The following is a 14,435-nucleotide window of genomic DNA, read 5'->3' as shown; positions in this document are numbered from 1 at the left end:
GACGGCGATGTACGCGTTGCCGTCCGCGTCGGTGCCGAGGCGGAAGCAGGAGCTGCCCTCGCCGCAGAAGGGGGCTTCCCAGGTGATGTTGGGCATCGGGTCTGGTCTCCTCAGAGTTCGCGCGCGATCACGCGGATGAAGTCGCGGGACCGCTCCGGAGAAAGGGACAACTCTTCCAACAGGTCCAGCTGGGCCCGGTATTTCGCAAGCTGCGTCTCGGCGTACAGGAAGACGGGGCCGTGGGAGCTGTCCACTTGGACGGTATCGAGTTGCGGTACGGGCCCCTCGGCGTAGACGACGGTTTGGCCCGCTCCCGGGAAGGATCCGTGCGAGAACGGTAGGACGAGCACGGTGACGTTGTCGCGTTCGGAGGCGGCGAGCAGGTATTCGAGTTGGCCTTGGGCCACGTTCTTGCCGCCGAACTGCATACGCAGCGCCGCTTCATGGATCACCGCGACATACGGCACGGCGGCATCGCCGGTGACGACCTGCTGGCGCTCCGAGCGGTGGGCCAGGCGCAGGGCGACCTCGTGTTCGGGGAGCTTGGGGACCACCGCGCGGAAGATGGCCATCGCGTTCTCCGAGGTCTGGAGCACCCCGGGAACGTGCACGGTGTTGGCGCCACGGAGCCGTACCGCTCCTGCCTCAGCCTCGGAGATGTCCAGCAAGCCCTGGGGCAGGCTGCCCCGGTACCGCTCCCACCAGCCCACCTCCTTCGGCTCCGCCATCTCCGCGAGTGCGTCCACGTAGGTCTCGTCCGTGCAGTCGCAGTTGCACGCCAGTGTGCGCAGCCGTTCCGCGCTGATCGCGCGCACGCCGGACTCCATGTTGGACAGGCGGCTGCGGTCGACGCCCAGCAGGCCCGCCGCGTGCTCGGCGGACATGCCTGCCGCTGTGCGGATGCGACGCACCTCGCTGCCCAGGCGTTTCTGCCGTTCGGTGAGGACCGTCCGCTGGACCATGCCGTTCCCTCCGCCGTCGCCGTGGTGCTGGTACGAGCATAGGCACTCGCTCGTGGCCAATCTGACGGTACGTCTGGCAAATTGGGCCCCGCCCTCCTAATGTGGTGCGTGCGTCACTACGGAGAGCAACGCCGGAAGCGCACCGCGCGAGCATGCCCGTCCGCCCTGGGGCGGGTGTGGTCGCGACCAGGGCGGCATGCCACCGGCGAACGCATCGAAGTCCTCACCCTCGCAACGGAGTTCGCCATGCCCGAGATTCCCGTCGTGCCCGCCCTCTGGCGGTTCCCCGCTCATCCCGCGTCCGTTCCGCGGGCCCGGTGTGCGCTCACCGGCTGGCTGCCGAAGGACGTGCCGGGCGGCGTGCGGGCCGATCTCGCGCTGCTGGCCAGCGAGCTGGTGACCAACGCCGTACGGTACGGGGCCGCCGCGGACGAGTTCGTCGAGCTGGTGGCGTGGCCCGCGGACGGGTACTACTGGGTGGCCGTGTCCGACGCGGGGGACGGGCGGCCCGTCGTGCGGCGGCCGCCGGACGTGGAGCGGGAGTCGGGGCGCGGGCTCGTGCTCGTGGACGCGCTCGCCGCGGCCTGGGGGGTGCGGCCGCGTCCGTACCGGGGGAAGTCCGTCGTCGCGGGACTGGCTCTGCCCTGAGGCGAGGAACCTGCGCAACACCCCTGAACGTCAAAAATGGCGTTGGCTACCATCAAGGAGTCACCAAGTGCGCCTCATGCGTGCGCCGGTGTGCACGCCGGTCCGCGTCCGACTCGGGGGAAACGGGGAAACGTCACGTGCGCAGTGTGAAGCCGGAGGATCTGGAGCAGCTGGCCACGCTGCTCGACGGGGCGGCGCCCACGAGTCTGAAGAACGCCACCGACTCCGCGTTCCGGCGGGCGGCGACGCTCGGGGTGACGTCCAAGCTGGCCGGGCTGCGGCCCATGGTGGCGTGGGTCAGTGAGACCGCGCCGGATCTGCGCAAGCGGGCCGCGCACGTGCGGATGGACAACGGGGATCTGTCGGGCGGCCTGCTGTGGGCCGGCTTCTCCCCGGACGAGCTGAAGAACTACAAGGGCGACGCCCTGAGCCCCGAGGCGCTGCTCATCGCCAACTCGGTGGCGAACAGCAAGGATCCGAAGGCGTCCACTTTCCAGCGCAAGCCGGACGAGTCGCTCAACGACTGGCTGGACCGGCTCAAGGCGACGGCCCTCACGAGCATTCCGGGGCTCCAGCCGTTCGAGCCCGCGGTGCAGTATCTGCTCGGGGCGTACGGGGACTGGAAGTCGGTGACGGACGCCTCCGGGCACGTCGTCGTGCAGGGCACCGCCATGACGAAGGTGCTGCTCGGCAACTCCTTCAAACAGGGCTGGGGCAAGACCTGGAAGAACTGGGCGGCCCGCGGCATCCAGAAGATCCCCAGCGCGAAGATCCAGGGGTGGGGCCGGGCCCTGGAGACGTGGTCGCCGAAGCTGCGTTCGCTGAGCGCCCCCGGCTCCTGGCTGCCCGGCAAGATCAGCGCGGGTCTGCAGCGAATACCCGGCACCAGCGGCTTCATCGGCGACTGGACGGGCAGCGCCTACAACTCCTTCCGCGGCCTGAGCTTCATGAGCCGCCCGCTGGCCGGGGTCACCGCCAACGGCGTCATCGATTTCGTCGTCGGCTCCGACGAACTCGCCAAGCTTTACGGCGGGGTGACGCACGCGGGCTTGCCCGTCGCCCGGGCCGGCAACGCCAACCTCTTCACCGTCGGCAAGAACGCCTTCACCGCCGCCCGGGTCGGTGACGAGGCGATCCCCGCGGCCACCCGGAGCGCCTCGCTGCTCAAGGGCCTGAGCGTGGCGAGCAAGACCTCGGGCGCCCTGCGGGGCCTGGGCATCGCGGGCAGCGCGGCCGGTACGGTCTTCAGCGCCGCCAACGTCATCTCGCAGGGCAACCCGGTCGACGCCTTCAAGCGCAACGGCGCCGGGTACGTCGCGGACGTCGCCGAGGTCGGCTTCAACGCCTCGCTCACCGCCGCGATGATCGCGCCCAACCCCGTCACCTTCGGGCTCGTCGTCGGCACCGGCATCGTGTACGGCGGTGCGAAGATCGTGCAGCACTGGGACGACATCACCAAGGGCACCGGCAAGGCGATCGACTGGGCGGGAAAGACGGCGAGCGACGCCGGGCACAAGATCGCCAGCGGCGCCAAGAGCGTCGCCAGCGGGGCGAAGAACGTCGCGAAGAAACTCAACCCCTTCCATTGGTAGGGCTCTCCGCTCCCGCCCCGGACCGAGAGAGCCCCACCCGCCGAGAACGTCCCGTCAGACGACCGCCCCGACCACGGAAAGCGCATGAGCGACAACGACTTCGGCTTCGAACTGGAACCCTTCGAGGACGACACCCAGCACGGCCTGAGCGGCACGATCGGCGCGTACGGCCTTGTCAGGATCTTCTACGCCAAGCCCGCGAGCTGGCAGTCCGGTGACGTCTTCCGCACCGACCTGGTCGGCGAGCACCTGCCGCCCGCGTCCGTCACCGGCACCGGCATGGGCGGCGAACCGCACCTCGGCAAGAAGGCCGTCCTCACGGTCGGCGGCGTCACCGCCGAGATCGGCTCCAACTCCCTGGGTGTCAGCCGCTCCTCGCGGGCGCTGCGGATCCGGCTCGGCGGGCGCGAGTACACCTACGCCCGCACCGGCCGCTCCGGCGGGCTCGAACTGCGGCGCGGCGAGGACCGGGTGACCCTGACCGACGGCAAGCCGGTCGGCGGCGCGGGCTCGCGGCGGCGCCGCACGGGCCAGGCGCACGGGGGCGTGGACGCCACCGACCTCGCGGTCGCGCTGGTGCTGGAGGAGACGGACACCTCGTCCCTCTCCGTCGGCGGGGCCCTGATGAGCGCGCCCTTCCGCGCGCTCATGAGCCCCGGCGACGGCTGAGGCGAGTAGCCCCTGGTCCACTCGACGCCGCAGGTGCCGGCACCGCCTGGCGTACGGGCGGGACGCACGCCCCCGTCCTGGTCGGGGGACAGCCGCAGGGCCGGCTCCCGTTGGTGGGTTCCGGCCCTGCGGGGGTGGGGGACGGAGTCAGTTGAGGGTGATGGGGGCCGTGTCGTCCGACGCGTCCGTGTCGAACGCCGGATGGCCTGCCTGGCCCCAACTCATCGTGATGGAGCCCTGGGCACCCGGGATCACCTGGTCGACGTGGACGGTGACGGTGCAGTCCGTGACCTCGCCGGCCGGCGAGACGATGGTGCGGTCCGAGCAGTGGGTCCCGTTGGCGGAGCTGACGAGAGAGGTGCCCGGCGGCAGTTGGATGTTGGCGGCACCCACGATGTCGCCGCTGCGGTAGAAGATCGTGGCGGGACCGTTGTTGGTCATGCTGAGGTGCAGCGTCACCGTGTCGCCCTCGGCCGCCGTCGCACTCGCCCCGCTCACCGAGAAGTCCGCGGTGTTCGCGGCCTGGAGGGAGGCGATCCGGTAATTGCCGTGCACGCCGCGCTCGGTCAGTGACACCGTGCCGGACGGCGCGTCGTTCGCCGTTCCCGGCGTGATCACCTTCAGCGTCAGCTGGCCGCCCGTGCCCTGCGTCCACTGCTGTCCCGCGGCGGACTGCTGGACGTTCGTGTCGCCCGCAGGTGCGATCATCGCGTCCATGTAGGTGTAGTAGGCCGTCGACTCGACGTTCAGCCGGACCGCCGGCGACAGCGCGGCCGTCTCTCCCGGCAGCACCAGTCCGGGGATGGTGCACAGTGCCATCTCCGCCACCATGGGCTGGTTCCCGCCGCTGTACTGGCAGTTGGCGAAGTGCCGGGCGAAGCCGATCCCGGGCGAGGCCCACAGCAGCACCTGCGTGCCGTCCGCCGAGCGGTCGCCGCGGTTGGTGAAGCGCACCGCCTCGTTGAGCGTCGTCCCGACCGGCAGGTCCGTCAGGTTCTTCGGCTGGGTCTCGTCGTAGGCCGGGCCGCCGATCTCCACCGTCCCCTGGCCGCCGACGATCGTCGCGCTGTCCGCGGTACCGCTGACCGTGTAGGACGCGGACGCCCCGGCGGGCGCGTCGGCCTTCGCCCTGACGGTCATCTGCGTCAACGCGCCGATCGACCCCACGCCGCTCAGGTCGTCGTAGTAGAACGACTCCGAGCAACTGGCGACGTACTGGACCACCGTGCAGTTGTCCGAGAAGCTCACGTCCGCGATCTGGGCGAGCTGCGCCACGTCGATCGTCAGCGTGGCCCCTGTGCTCAGGCTGTTCGCCGTCGTCGTGAACGACAGGTACGACGTCGCCGTCTTCGAGACCCCGGTCAGGGTCGCCGGCGACACCGCGAGCGGCTCGACGGGCTGGAGTGCGATCACCGGCTGGTCGGCGGCCTGCGCCGGGCCGACGCCGGTGAGCGCCAGCCCCGCCGCCGCACCGACGGCGGCAACGAGCGCCAGGGCACGGCGCTTCGAGCTGTGTTTCATACGGTTCCCCCCACTGGGCTTTCCCACAGAGTGTTCACAGGACGTACGCGACACAGGCTAGGGACCGGCACTGACAAACAACCACGCCGAACTCCTCGCCGCCCGGGCCCAAATGCGCCCGATCCCGCACGAACACCCGTTCCCTTTGCGCATATTTGGCGAACGCCAGACAGCGCCCTGACCCGGCGCCCCCGCCACCGCCGAGCCGCCGCCCGTCGGCGCCCCCATCTTCCGGGTCGGCGACCTGCTCGTCGGTGACACTGAACTCCCGACTCAGAGGACTAGGACGCGGGGGTGAACCCGCCCGGCGCGTCCAGCAGGTCCTCGCTGTCGGGCAGCAAATCGGTCAGCCGCTCCCACACCTCGGCGGCGGTGACGCGCGCGAGGTGCAGCGGGCTGTCCGGGGTGACCTGCCCGGGAAGGATCGGCTCCTCGGGCTGCTCGCGCACCCAGTAGCCGAGCGGCCCGCAGTCCCAGACGGCCAGCGCGCGCAGGCTCGTGGCGGGCTCGCCGTCCTGCCGCCCGCCCCACACGGCGGTGACGCGCCAGGTGCAGTTGAGGGCCGCGACGAGGTCGGCGAAGAGCGACAGCGCGGGCTCGGCGGGCCCGCCCGCCTCGGCGACGGCCTTGCGGGCCAGCTCGGCGCCCTCGGCGATCTCGACGCCCGGTGTCTCGCCGAGCGCGACGAAGGCGGCGTCCAGCACGCCCATGGTGGTCTCGACACGCTCCACGGGCGCCTCGACGGTCTCGCCGGTGCGCAGGTTGACCAGCCGGGCCAGCTCCCACAGCAGCATGCTCGGCTCGGCGGAGACGTACTCCGACTCCTCCTGGCCCGGCCACCCGTCGTGCACCACGACGGCGTCCTGCCCGATGACGATCCCGTGGCTGACGGCCCCGTGCTCGCCGGTCACCTCCACCTGGACCATGACCATCGGGTCGGCGAAGGTGACGACGAGGTCCTTCAGCAGGGGGGACAGCTCGCCCTCCTCGCCGACGAGCCCGATCTGCTGCAACTCCGCGAGCGGCTCGGCGAGTTCGGCGGGCGGTGTCTCCCCGTCCGCGAGGTGGCCGAGGACGGCCACATGCCGGTCCGCCAGCCGGAGCCGGGCACGGGAACTGTCGTAGGACGGCATGGTGAGGTGCTCCCTGTCGCGGTCGGTCGGTGTGCGGCCGTGGTGCGCGTACGCCGGCCGTGCTGTGCGTACGCCCGCCGGCCCGGGCGGTGCGCTGCGGGTGTCCGCAAGGCCCGCCCTAGTGCTTCTTGTTGAGGTCCTTGGCGTCCTGCTCGCAGGTGTTCGCCTCCGTCCGCAGGTGCTCGGCGACGGTGTGGCAGGTGTTCCGCCAGGTGTTCATCTCACCCCGGGTGCGGTCCGCGTGCGGGCCTTCCCACTTCGTCATCGTCTGCGTCGCGAACGTCCGCGCCTTGTCGGGCAGCGCCTCGATGTCGGCGGCCAGCCCCCGCAACTGCGCGGCCCGCGTGGTCAACTCCTGCGCATCCGGTGAGCCCATCGCGGCTCCCCCTTCCCCCGACGCCCGGAATCCCTCAGCCCATACGATAACCCGCCCGCACAGCCCCTTCCCGGCGATTCGCCCGCCGGTCCGCCCGCCGGTCCGCCCACCGGTCCGCCCGTCACCCCGCGACCGCGGCCGACGGCAGCGTCTCGTACAGCTCGAACCAGGTCGCCTTGCCGTCGCCGCGCGGGTCCACGCCCCAGGCGTCCGCCAGCTCCTCCATGAGCAGCAGGCCGCGGCCGGAGGAGGCCATCTCGCCGGGGGAGCGGCGGTGCGGCATCTCGTCGGAGCGGTCGCCGACGTCGACGTGCAGACGGCGGGTGCCGGGCATGCCCGTGACCTGGGCGAGCAGCACGGCGTCACCGTCGGTGTGGACCAGGACGTTGGTGACGGCCTCCGAGACCAGCAGCACCGCGGACTCCACCTGGTCGGGCGAGGACCAGTCGTGCAGCAGCGCGCGGATGTCGGCGCGCGCCGAGCGGATCCGGCCCGGGTCGTCCTGCGGCACCGTCAGCACCGTGCGGCGCACCGGGACCGCGCAGGTGGGGCCCTCGGGGTCGCGGCGCAGCAGCACCAGCGCGATGTCGTCCTCGCGGCGGTCGGTGAGCGGGCCGGTCGTCTGGTGCGAGGCCGGGCCGTGCACGGCGTCCACCAGGGAGTCGGCGAGGACCTCCAGATCGCCCGCGGGACCGGCGGTCAGGGCCCGCGACAGCCGCTGCCAGCCGGTGTCCAGGTCGTGGCCGCCGGTCTCGATCAGGCCGTCGGTGCACAGCAGCAGCACCTCGCCGGGCTCCAGGACCATCCGGGTGGTCGGGTAGTCCGCGTCGGGCTCGATGCCCAGCGGCAGGCCCACCGCCGTGCGGCGCACGATCGTGGTGCCGTCGCCGAGCCGTACCGCGGGCTCGGGGTGCCCGGCGCGCACCATCTCCAGGGTGCCGGTGAGGTGGTCCACCTCGGCGTACAGGCAGGTCGCGAAGCGCGCGTCGGCGGAGGTGCGGCCGAGCCCGGCGAGGAAGCGCGAGGTGCGGCTGAGGACGGCGTCCGGCCCGTGCCCCTCGGCCGCGTAGGCGCGCAGCGCGATCCGCAGCTGGCCCATGATGCCCGCGGCCCGCACGTCGTGGCCCTGGACGTCGCCGATGACGATCGCGGTACGCCCCGAGGGCAGGTCGATCATGTCGTACCAGTCGCCGCCGACCTGGAGGCCGCCCCCGGTGGGGACGTAGCGGGCGGCCACCGCCATTCCGGTGACGTCGGGCTTGCGGGTGGGCAGCATCGTGCGCTGGAGGCCGTCGCTCAGCGCCCGCTCCGACTCGTGCTGGCCCGCGCGGGCCAGCGCCTGGCCCAGCATCCGGGCGACCGTGGTGAGCACCGCGCGCTCGTCGGGCGTGAACTCCACCGGCTCGCGGAAGGCCGCCATCCACGCCCCGATCGTCGTCCCGGCCACGGTCAGCGGCAGGTAGGACCACGACACGCGCCCGTACGGCCGCACCAGCGGCCAGGTGGCGGGGAAGCGCTCGGCGTACGACCGGGGCGTCGGCAGGTAGACCGCCTGGCCGGTGCGGGCGACGACCGCGGCCGGGTAGTCCGCGGACAGCGGCATGTCCAGGATGCTCGGGTCGATGACCTCCTGCCCGTGGTGGCCGATGACCTGGAGGCGGTCGCTGTCCACGCCGAAGACCGCGTGGCCGTCCGGCGAGAAGCCCGGCATGGACAAGGTCGCCGCGACCCGCATGACCTCCTCGGTGGAGTCCGCCTCGGCGAGCGCCCGCCCGGCGTCCAGCAGGAAGGCCTCCCGGGCCCGCCGCCAGTCCCGCGGCGGGCGGCCCGACCGGCTGCCGCCGACCGGCACCTCGTGCAGCGTGCCGCTGATCTGCCCCGGCGGACGCGGCGCGATCCGGGCCCGCAGCGTGCGCCGCACCGCCCCGTCCGGCCCGACGACCCGCACCAGCTGCTCCGCGACCGTGCCCTCGGCCGCGGCCAGCTCCACCTCGGCGGACACCGACACGTAGTCCGCGGCGTGCAGGCAGGCGCGGACCGCGGCCGTACGGTACGACCCGGCGCCGTCCTGCAGCCCGAGCAGGTGCGCGGCCCGCGCGTCCACCGCGATCTGCTCGGTCGCCTCTTCCCACTGCCACACCCCCGACCCCACGGCCGCGAGCACGTCCTCGGTGTGCATTGGCCTATTTTAAGAGGAATGCGATGGCATGGGCGAGTGTGCCCCTTCTGCGGCCCGGCCGCGGGGCCGCCCGGAGGGGGGATACGGGGATGAGGAGCGCCACCCGCCGCCGGTAGGCTGTGGGGGTTCCCCCACCATCGCGACGACCTGACGACTTGGACGAACCCACGATGCACCGGTACCGGTCACACACCTGCGGAGAGCTGCGCGCCACCGACGTCGACACCGACGTCCGCCTGTCCGGCTGGCTGCACAATCGCCGTGACCTGGGCGGCATCCTCTTCGTCGACCTGCGCGACCACTACGGCTTCACCCAGCTGGTCGCCCGCCCCGGCTCGCCCGCCTACGAGGCGCTGAGCAGCCAGTCCAAGGAGTCCGTGCTGCGCGTGGACGGCCGCGTCGTCGCCCGCTCGGCGGAGAACGTCAACCCGGAGCTGCCCACCGGCGAGGTCGAGGTCGAGGTCGCCTCCCTGGAGGTGCTCGGCGCCGCCGACCAGCTGCCCTTCCCCGTCTTCCCCGAGGACAGCGCCAACGAGGAGATGCGGCTCACCAACCGCTTCCTCGACCTGCGCCGCCAGCGCATGCACCGCAACATCATGCTGCGCACCCAGGTCATCTCCTTCCTGCGCCGCGAGATGACCGCCCTCGGCTTCAACGAGATGGCCACCCCGATCCTGTCCGCCACCTCCCCCGAGGGCGCGCGCGACTTCCTGGTGCCCTCGCGCGTGCACGCCGGCAAGTTCTACGCCCTGCCGCAGGCCCCGCAGCAGTTCAAGCAGCTGCTGATGATCTCCGGCTTCGACCGCTACTTCCAGATCGCGCCCTGCTTCCGCGACGAGGACTCGCGCGCCGACCGCTCGCCCGGCGAGTTCTACCAGCTCGACGTCGAGATGAGCTTCGTCGAGCAGGAGGACGTCTTCGGCGTCATCGAGAAGGTCATGACCGACCTCTTCACCGAGCTCGGCGGCGGCCGCCGCGTCACCTCGCCCTTCCCGCGCATCCCGTTCCGCGAGTCCATGCTCAAGTACGGCAACGACAAGCCGGACCTGCGCACCTCCCTCGAACTCGTCGACGTCTCCCACGTCTTCGCCGGCTCCGGCTTCAAGGCCTTCGCCGGCAAGCACGTCCGCGCCCTGGCCGTGCCGGACACCGCCGACCAGCCCCGCAAGTTCTTCGACCAGCTCGGCGAGTACGCCGTCTCGCTCGGCGCGCAGGGCCTGGCCTGGGTCCGCGTCGGCGAGGACAACGCGCTGACCGGCCCCATCGCGAAGTTCCTCACCGAGGACGACGTCACCGCGCTCGTCGACGCGGTCGGCGCCAAGCCCGGCACCGCGGTCTTCTTCGGCGCGGGCGAGTTCGACGAGGTCTCCAAGATCATGGGCCCGGTCCGGGTCGAGGCCGCCAAGCGCGTCGGCCAGTTCGAGGAGGACGTCTTCCGGTTCTGCTGGATCGTCGACTTCCCGATGTTCGAGCGCAACGAGGACACCGGCGCGATCGAGTTCTCCCACAACCCCTTCTCCATGCCGCAGGGCGGCCTGGAGGCCCTGGAGACCAAGGACCCGCTCGACATCCTCGCCTGGCAGTACGACATCGTCTGCAACGGCATCGAGCTGTCCTCCGGCGCCATCCGCAACCACGAGCCCGCGGTCATGTACAAGGCCTTCGAGATCGCCGGGTACGACCGCGAGACGGTCGAGGCGGAGTTCGGCGGGATGCTGCGCGCGTTCCACTTCGGCGCCCCGCCGCACGGCGGCATCGCGCCGGGCGTCGACCGCATGGTCATGCTGCTCGCGGACGAGCCGAACATCCGCGAGACGATCGCCTTCCCGCTGAACCAGCAGGCGCAGGATCTTCTGATGGGGGCGCCGTCGGAGGTCTCGGAGACCCGCCTCCGCGAACTCCACATCCAGCTCCGCCGGAAGTAGGCGCCTGGGCCCCGCGCGGGGGGCGTTTGCGCTGCCGCGCCGGGCACGCACCAGGGGCGCGGGGAACTGCGCGCTCAGCCGTCCACCGGCCGGTGGTCCGGTACGGACCGTACTGCCCCTTCGGGTCGGTGACGGCCCGCGCCCCGGTGGGGGCTGGCCGCGCAGTTCCTCGCGCCCCCAAAAACGCTCGCCCGGCGCGGCCTGAAAACGTTCGCCCGGCGCGGCAGCGCAAAACGCGTACCCCGCGCGGCAACCCGGGCGCGGGGACGGCGCGTTAGGAGGGTGTGGGGAGGAAGCGGCGTGGGCGAGGGCGGGTTCGAGCAGTTCGTCGCGGCACGCGGCCAACGGCTGCTGCGTGTCGCCTGGCTGCTCACCGGCGACGCCCACCTCGCAGAGGACCTGCTGCAGACCGTCCTGGCGAAGGTCTGGCCGAAGTGGCCGCGGATCGCCGACGAGAACCCCGAGGCGTACGTCCGCCAGGCCCTCGTGCACACGCACGCCTCCTGGTGGCGGCGCCGGTGGCGCGGGGAGGTGCCGCACGGCGATGTGCCGGACCGGGCGTCCGCGCCGGACGCGTACGCAGGGGTGGACCTGGAGCAGGCGCTCGCCGCGGCCGTGCGGGCGCTCCCGGTGCGGCAGCGGGCGGTCGTGGTGCTGCGCTACTTCGAGGATCTGAGCGTGACCGAGACCGCGGAGGCGCTGGGGTGTTCGGAGGGCACGGTCAAGAGCCAGGCGTCCAAGGCGCTGCGCACGCTGCGCGGGCTGCTGCCGGAGGCGGCGGTCCTGGCGGAGGGCGGTGAGCGCGGATGAGTGAGCCGGAGCGTACCGGGACGCAGGGCGCGGAAGGCGCGGAAGGCGCGGAGGGCGCGGAGGGCGTGGAGCGGGAGCTGCGTGCCCTGCTGGAGCGCGCGGTGCCGCAGTTGCCCGCGCCCGCGCAGCGGCTGGAGCGGATCCGGGAGCGGATCCGGTGGCGCCGCCGCCGGCGTACGGCCGTGGTGACGGGGAGCGCGGTGCTGGCCCTCGCGGCGGCCCTGGTGGCGGTGCCCGGGCTGGTGGGGCCGCACGGCGGCGGCCACGCGGCCCCCGCGGTGGTGGGGAGCGCGACCCCGCGGCCCAGTACGCCGCTGAGCACGCCGCCGTCCGGCTACCGGCCCGACGGCATGGGCGGTCTGGTGCTGCAGATGCCCCCGGGCAACGGCTGGCAGACGCTCGCGGACCCCAAGACGGCGAGCCTCTTCCTGGGCACGCAGCGCATGGTGCTGCCGGAGGGCGGCTGCGCGCACGCCCTGGACGGTTTCTGCACTCCGCTGGCGCTGGCGCTGAAGAAGGACGGGGCGCTGGTGATGTTCCGCCGCCAGCCGTCCAAGATGCCGTCGGCCAAGGCCCGCGACTACGAGGTCCCGCTCACGGAGGACTCCCCGTACCAGGCGTGCCGTACGGTCGGCGGCACCCGTCAGCTGACCCGCACGATGGTCGCCCCCGACGGCACGATCGTCTGGACGGTGGCCTGTCTGGCCGACCCCTCCCAGACCCGCGTCCAGGAGGCGCGCTACCTCCTGGACTCGGCGGTCTTCGGCTGACGCGGGGCGGGCGCTCCCGCCCTGCGTCAGACGGCGTCCGGGTCGCCGCCGAAGCGGGTGACGTACGACGCCAGGTCGTCCTCGGTGATCTTCGCGAAGAGCACCGGCGGGACGGTGAAGGGCGTTCCGGCGGGGACCGCGTCGAGGGCGCGGGCCTCCTGCGGGGTGATCCAGCGGGCGTCGTCGGCGGGGAGGGTGAAGGCCGCCCGCATCGCGGCCGCCGAGGCGGGGATGAAGGGCTCGGAGACGACCGCGTAGAGGCGGATGAGGTTCATCGCGGTGCGCAGGGTGAGGGCGGCGCCGTCCGGGTCGGTCTTGATCGCCATCCAGGGGGCCTTCTCCTCCAGGTAGGAGTTGCCCGCGCTCCACAGGGCGCGCAGCGACTGCGCCGCCTTGCGGAACTGGAGGGTGTCGAGGTGGCCCTCGTACTCCGCGAGCAGCGCCGCGACCTGCTCGCCGAGCTTCGCCTCGGCCTCGCCGGCGGCCGCTCCCGCCGGGACCTCGTCGCCGAAGCGCTTGCGCGAGAAGGACAGCACGCGGTTGACGAAGTTGCCGAGGGTGTCGGCGAGGTCCTTGTTGACGCCCGCGGTGAACAGCTCCCAGGTGAAGGAGGAGTCGTCGGACTCGGGCGCGTTGGCCATCAGGAAGTACCGCCAGTAGTCGGCGGGGAGTACGTCGAGCGCCGCGTCGGTGAAGACACCGCGGCGCTGCGAGGTGGAGAACTTTCCGCCGTAATACGTCAGCCAGTTGAACGACTTGACGTAGTCCACCATCTTCCAGGGTTCCCTGGTTCCGATCTGGGTCGCGGGGAACATGACCGTGTGGAAGGGGACGTTGTCCTTGGCCATGAACTGCGTGTAGCGCACATCCGCGGCTTCGTACCACCAGGACTGCCAGTCGCGCGTCTCCCCTTCGGGGGCGGCGTCGGACCATTCCTTCGTGGAACCGATGTACTCGATCGGGGCGTCGAACCAGACATAGAAGACTTTGCCGTCGGCGGCCAGCTCCGGCCAGGTGTCGGCGGGCACGGGCACGCCCCAGTCGAGGTCGCGGGTGATCGCGCGGTCGTGCAGGCCCTCGGTGAGCCACTTGCGGGCGATCGAGGACGACAGGGTGGGCCAGTCGGCGCTGTTCGCGTCGAGCCAGGACTCGACCTCGGCGGCGAGCTTGGACTGGAGGAGGAAGAGATGCTTGGTCTCCCTGACCTCCAGCGCGGTGCTTCCGCTGATCGCCGAGCGGGGCTCGATCAGGTCGGTCGGGTCGAGGACGCGGGTGCAGTTCTCGCACTGGTCGCCGCGCGCCTTGTCGTAGCCGCAGTACGGGCAGGTGCCGACGATGTAGCGGTCGGGCAGGAAGCGCTCGTCGGCCAGCGAGTAGACCTGGCGGATGGCGCGCTCCTCGATGAAGCCGTTTTCGTTGAGGCGGCGCGCGAAACGCTGGGTGATCTCGACGTTCTGCGGCGAGGAACTGCGGCCGAAGTAGTCGAACGAGAGCGCGAAGCCGTCGTAGATCGCCTTCTGGGCGTCGTGGGCCTGCGCGCAGAACGCGTCGACCGGGAGTCCGGCCTCCTTGGCGGCGAGCTCCGCCGGGGTGCCGTGCTCGTCGGTGGCGCAGATGTAGAGGACGTCGTGCCCGCGCTGGCGCAGATACCGGGCGTAGACGTCCGCGGGGAGCATGGACCCCACCATGTTGCCCAGGTGCTTGATCCCGTTGATATAGGGCAGGGCTGAGGTGATGAGGTGACGAGCCATTGCAGGCTGCTCCCAATTCGTAGCGTGGAGTGAGGAATTCATCTACGGACCGTCAATCGTATCGGACCGTAGCGGGGGGACCGCCACCGCGTTTCTCAT

The 14,435-nt window shown here is 71.9% G+C and carries 12 protein-coding genes; 6 read left to right on the top strand and 6 right to left on the bottom strand.

Translation table 11 applies throughout. The features are described 5' to 3' along the window. Positions 1-110: 110 nt before the first annotated feature. The gene (locus tag ACH4PY_RS02015; RefSeq protein WP_398174823.1) at positions 111-962 is read right to left on the bottom strand and encodes a helix-turn-helix domain-containing protein; all 852 of its coding nucleotides are present in this window, start codon (positions 960-962) and stop codon (positions 111-113) included. 246 nt (positions 963-1,208) lie between these two features. Between ACH4PY_RS02015 and ACH4PY_RS02010 the strand changes: the two genes are divergently transcribed. The 3 genes from ACH4PY_RS02010 (at position 1,209) to ACH4PY_RS02000 (ending at position 3,871) form a co-directional block, all read left to right on the top strand. After that, positions 1,209-1,610: an ATP-binding protein gene (locus tag ACH4PY_RS02010; protein WP_398174819.1), complete on the top strand. Its 402-nt coding sequence runs from the start codon at positions 1,209-1,211 to the stop codon at positions 1,608-1,610. A gap of 137 nt (positions 1,611-1,747) precedes the next feature. After that, positions 1,748-3,202, top strand: coding sequence for a PE-PGRS family protein (locus tag ACH4PY_RS02005; protein WP_398174816.1), 1,455 nt, complete (start codon positions 1,748-1,750; stop codon positions 3,200-3,202). 84 nt (positions 3,203-3,286) lie between these two features. Continuing rightward, positions 3,287-3,871 carry a hypothetical protein gene (locus ACH4PY_RS02000; protein WP_398174813.1) on the top strand — a complete coding sequence of 195 codons (585 nt, stop codon included), beginning with the start codon at positions 3,287-3,289 and terminating at the stop codon, positions 3,869-3,871. A 147-nt stretch (positions 3,872-4,018) separates the two neighbouring features. Here the strand turns inward: ACH4PY_RS02000 and ACH4PY_RS01995 are convergent, their stop codons facing one another. The 4 genes from ACH4PY_RS01995 to ACH4PY_RS01980 all read right to left on the bottom strand — a co-directional run bounded on the left by ACH4PY_RS01995 (position 4,019) and on the right by ACH4PY_RS01980 (position 9,080). Further along, positions 4,019-5,392, bottom strand: a complete 1,374-nt coding sequence (locus tag ACH4PY_RS01995) for a hypothetical protein (protein ID WP_398174810.1) — start codon at positions 5,390-5,392, stop codon at positions 4,019-4,021. Positions 5,393-5,673: 281 nt separating this feature from the next. Beyond that, entirely contained in the window at positions 5,674-6,525 is an 852-nt protein-coding gene (locus ACH4PY_RS01990; protein WP_398174807.1) for a hypothetical protein, read from the bottom strand. A gap of 118 nt (positions 6,526-6,643) precedes the next feature. Continuing rightward, a complete protein-coding gene (locus tag ACH4PY_RS01985) occupies positions 6,644-6,901 on the bottom strand; it encodes a hypothetical protein (protein WP_031522061.1) in 258 nt (85 codons plus the stop codon). A gap of 121 nt (positions 6,902-7,022) precedes the next feature. After that, positions 7,023-9,080 carry a SpoIIE family protein phosphatase gene (locus ACH4PY_RS01980; RefSeq protein WP_398174803.1) on the bottom strand — a complete coding sequence of 686 codons (2,058 nt, stop codon included), beginning with the start codon at positions 9,078-9,080 and terminating at the stop codon, positions 7,023-7,025. Between the two features lie 170 nt (positions 9,081-9,250). On the opposite strand from ACH4PY_RS01980, the gene aspS reads away from it, so the two are divergent. The 3 genes from aspS to ACH4PY_RS01965 all read left to right on the top strand — a co-directional run bounded on the left by aspS (position 9,251) and on the right by ACH4PY_RS01965 (position 12,585). After that, on the top strand, positions 9,251-11,005 hold the full coding sequence (gene aspS / locus ACH4PY_RS01975) for an aspartate--tRNA ligase (protein ID WP_398174800.1): 1,755 nt from the start codon (positions 9,251-9,253) through the stop codon (positions 11,003-11,005). 300 nt (positions 11,006-11,305) lie between these two features. Beyond that, on the top strand, positions 11,306-11,815 hold the full coding sequence (locus ACH4PY_RS01970; protein ID WP_398174797.1) for a SigE family RNA polymerase sigma factor: 510 nt from the start codon (positions 11,306-11,308) through the stop codon (positions 11,813-11,815). Beyond that, a complete protein-coding gene (locus ACH4PY_RS01965; protein ID WP_398174794.1) occupies positions 11,812-12,585 on the top strand; it encodes a hypothetical protein in 774 nt (257 codons plus the stop codon). The genes ACH4PY_RS01970 and ACH4PY_RS01965 overlap by 4 nt, the downstream gene beginning before the upstream one ends. A gap of 26 nt (positions 12,586-12,611) precedes the next feature. Here the strand turns inward: ACH4PY_RS01965 and metG are convergent, their stop codons facing one another. Continuing rightward, positions 12,612-14,336 carry a methionine--tRNA ligase gene (metG, locus tag ACH4PY_RS01960; protein ID WP_398174791.1) on the bottom strand — a complete coding sequence of 575 codons (1,725 nt, stop codon included), beginning with the start codon at positions 14,334-14,336 and terminating at the stop codon, positions 12,612-12,614. Positions 14,337-14,435: the final 99 nt, after the last annotated feature.

The organism is Streptomyces sp. NPDC021224 (assembly GCF_044332905.1).
In the GTDB taxonomy this organism is placed as follows: Bacteria; Actinomycetota; Actinomycetes; order Streptomycetales; family Streptomycetaceae; genus Actinacidiphila.
This window is presented reverse-complemented; position numbering and strand designations above follow the sequence as displayed.

What these genes read in the sequence shown, in the direction of transcription:
- ACH4PY_RS02015 (WP_398174823.1), bottom strand. Translation starts at nt 962, where the DNA reads ATGGTCCAGCGGACGGTCCTCACCGAACGGCAGAAACGCCTGGGCAGC.
- metG (WP_398174791.1), bottom strand. Translation starts at nt 14,336, where the DNA reads ATGGCTCGTCACCTCATCACCTCAGCCCTGCCCTATATCAACGGGATC.
- ACH4PY_RS01985 (WP_031522061.1), bottom strand. Translation starts at nt 6,901, where the DNA reads ATGGGCTCACCGGATGCGCAGGAGTTGACCACGCGGGCCGCGCAGTTG.
- ACH4PY_RS01995 (WP_398174810.1), bottom strand. Translation starts at nt 5,392, where the DNA reads ATGAAACACAGCTCGAAGCGCCGTGCCCTGGCGCTCGTTGCCGCCGTC.
- ACH4PY_RS01980 (WP_398174803.1), bottom strand. Translation starts at nt 9,080, where the DNA reads ATGCACACCGAGGACGTGCTCGCGGCCGTGGGGTCGGGGGTGTGGCAG.
- ACH4PY_RS02000 (WP_398174813.1), top strand. Translation starts at nt 3,287, where the DNA reads ATGAGCGACAACGACTTCGGCTTCGAACTGGAACCCTTCGAGGACGAC.
- aspS (WP_398174800.1), top strand. Translation starts at nt 9,251, where the DNA reads ATGCACCGGTACCGGTCACACACCTGCGGAGAGCTGCGCGCCACCGAC.
- ACH4PY_RS02010 (WP_398174819.1), top strand. Translation starts at nt 1,209, where the DNA reads ATGCCCGAGATTCCCGTCGTGCCCGCCCTCTGGCGGTTCCCCGCTCAT.
- ACH4PY_RS01990 (WP_398174807.1), bottom strand. Translation starts at nt 6,525, where the DNA reads ATGCCGTCCTACGACAGTTCCCGTGCCCGGCTCCGGCTGGCGGACCGG.
- ACH4PY_RS01965 (WP_398174794.1), top strand. Translation starts at nt 11,812, where the DNA reads ATGAGTGAGCCGGAGCGTACCGGGACGCAGGGCGCGGAAGGCGCGGAA.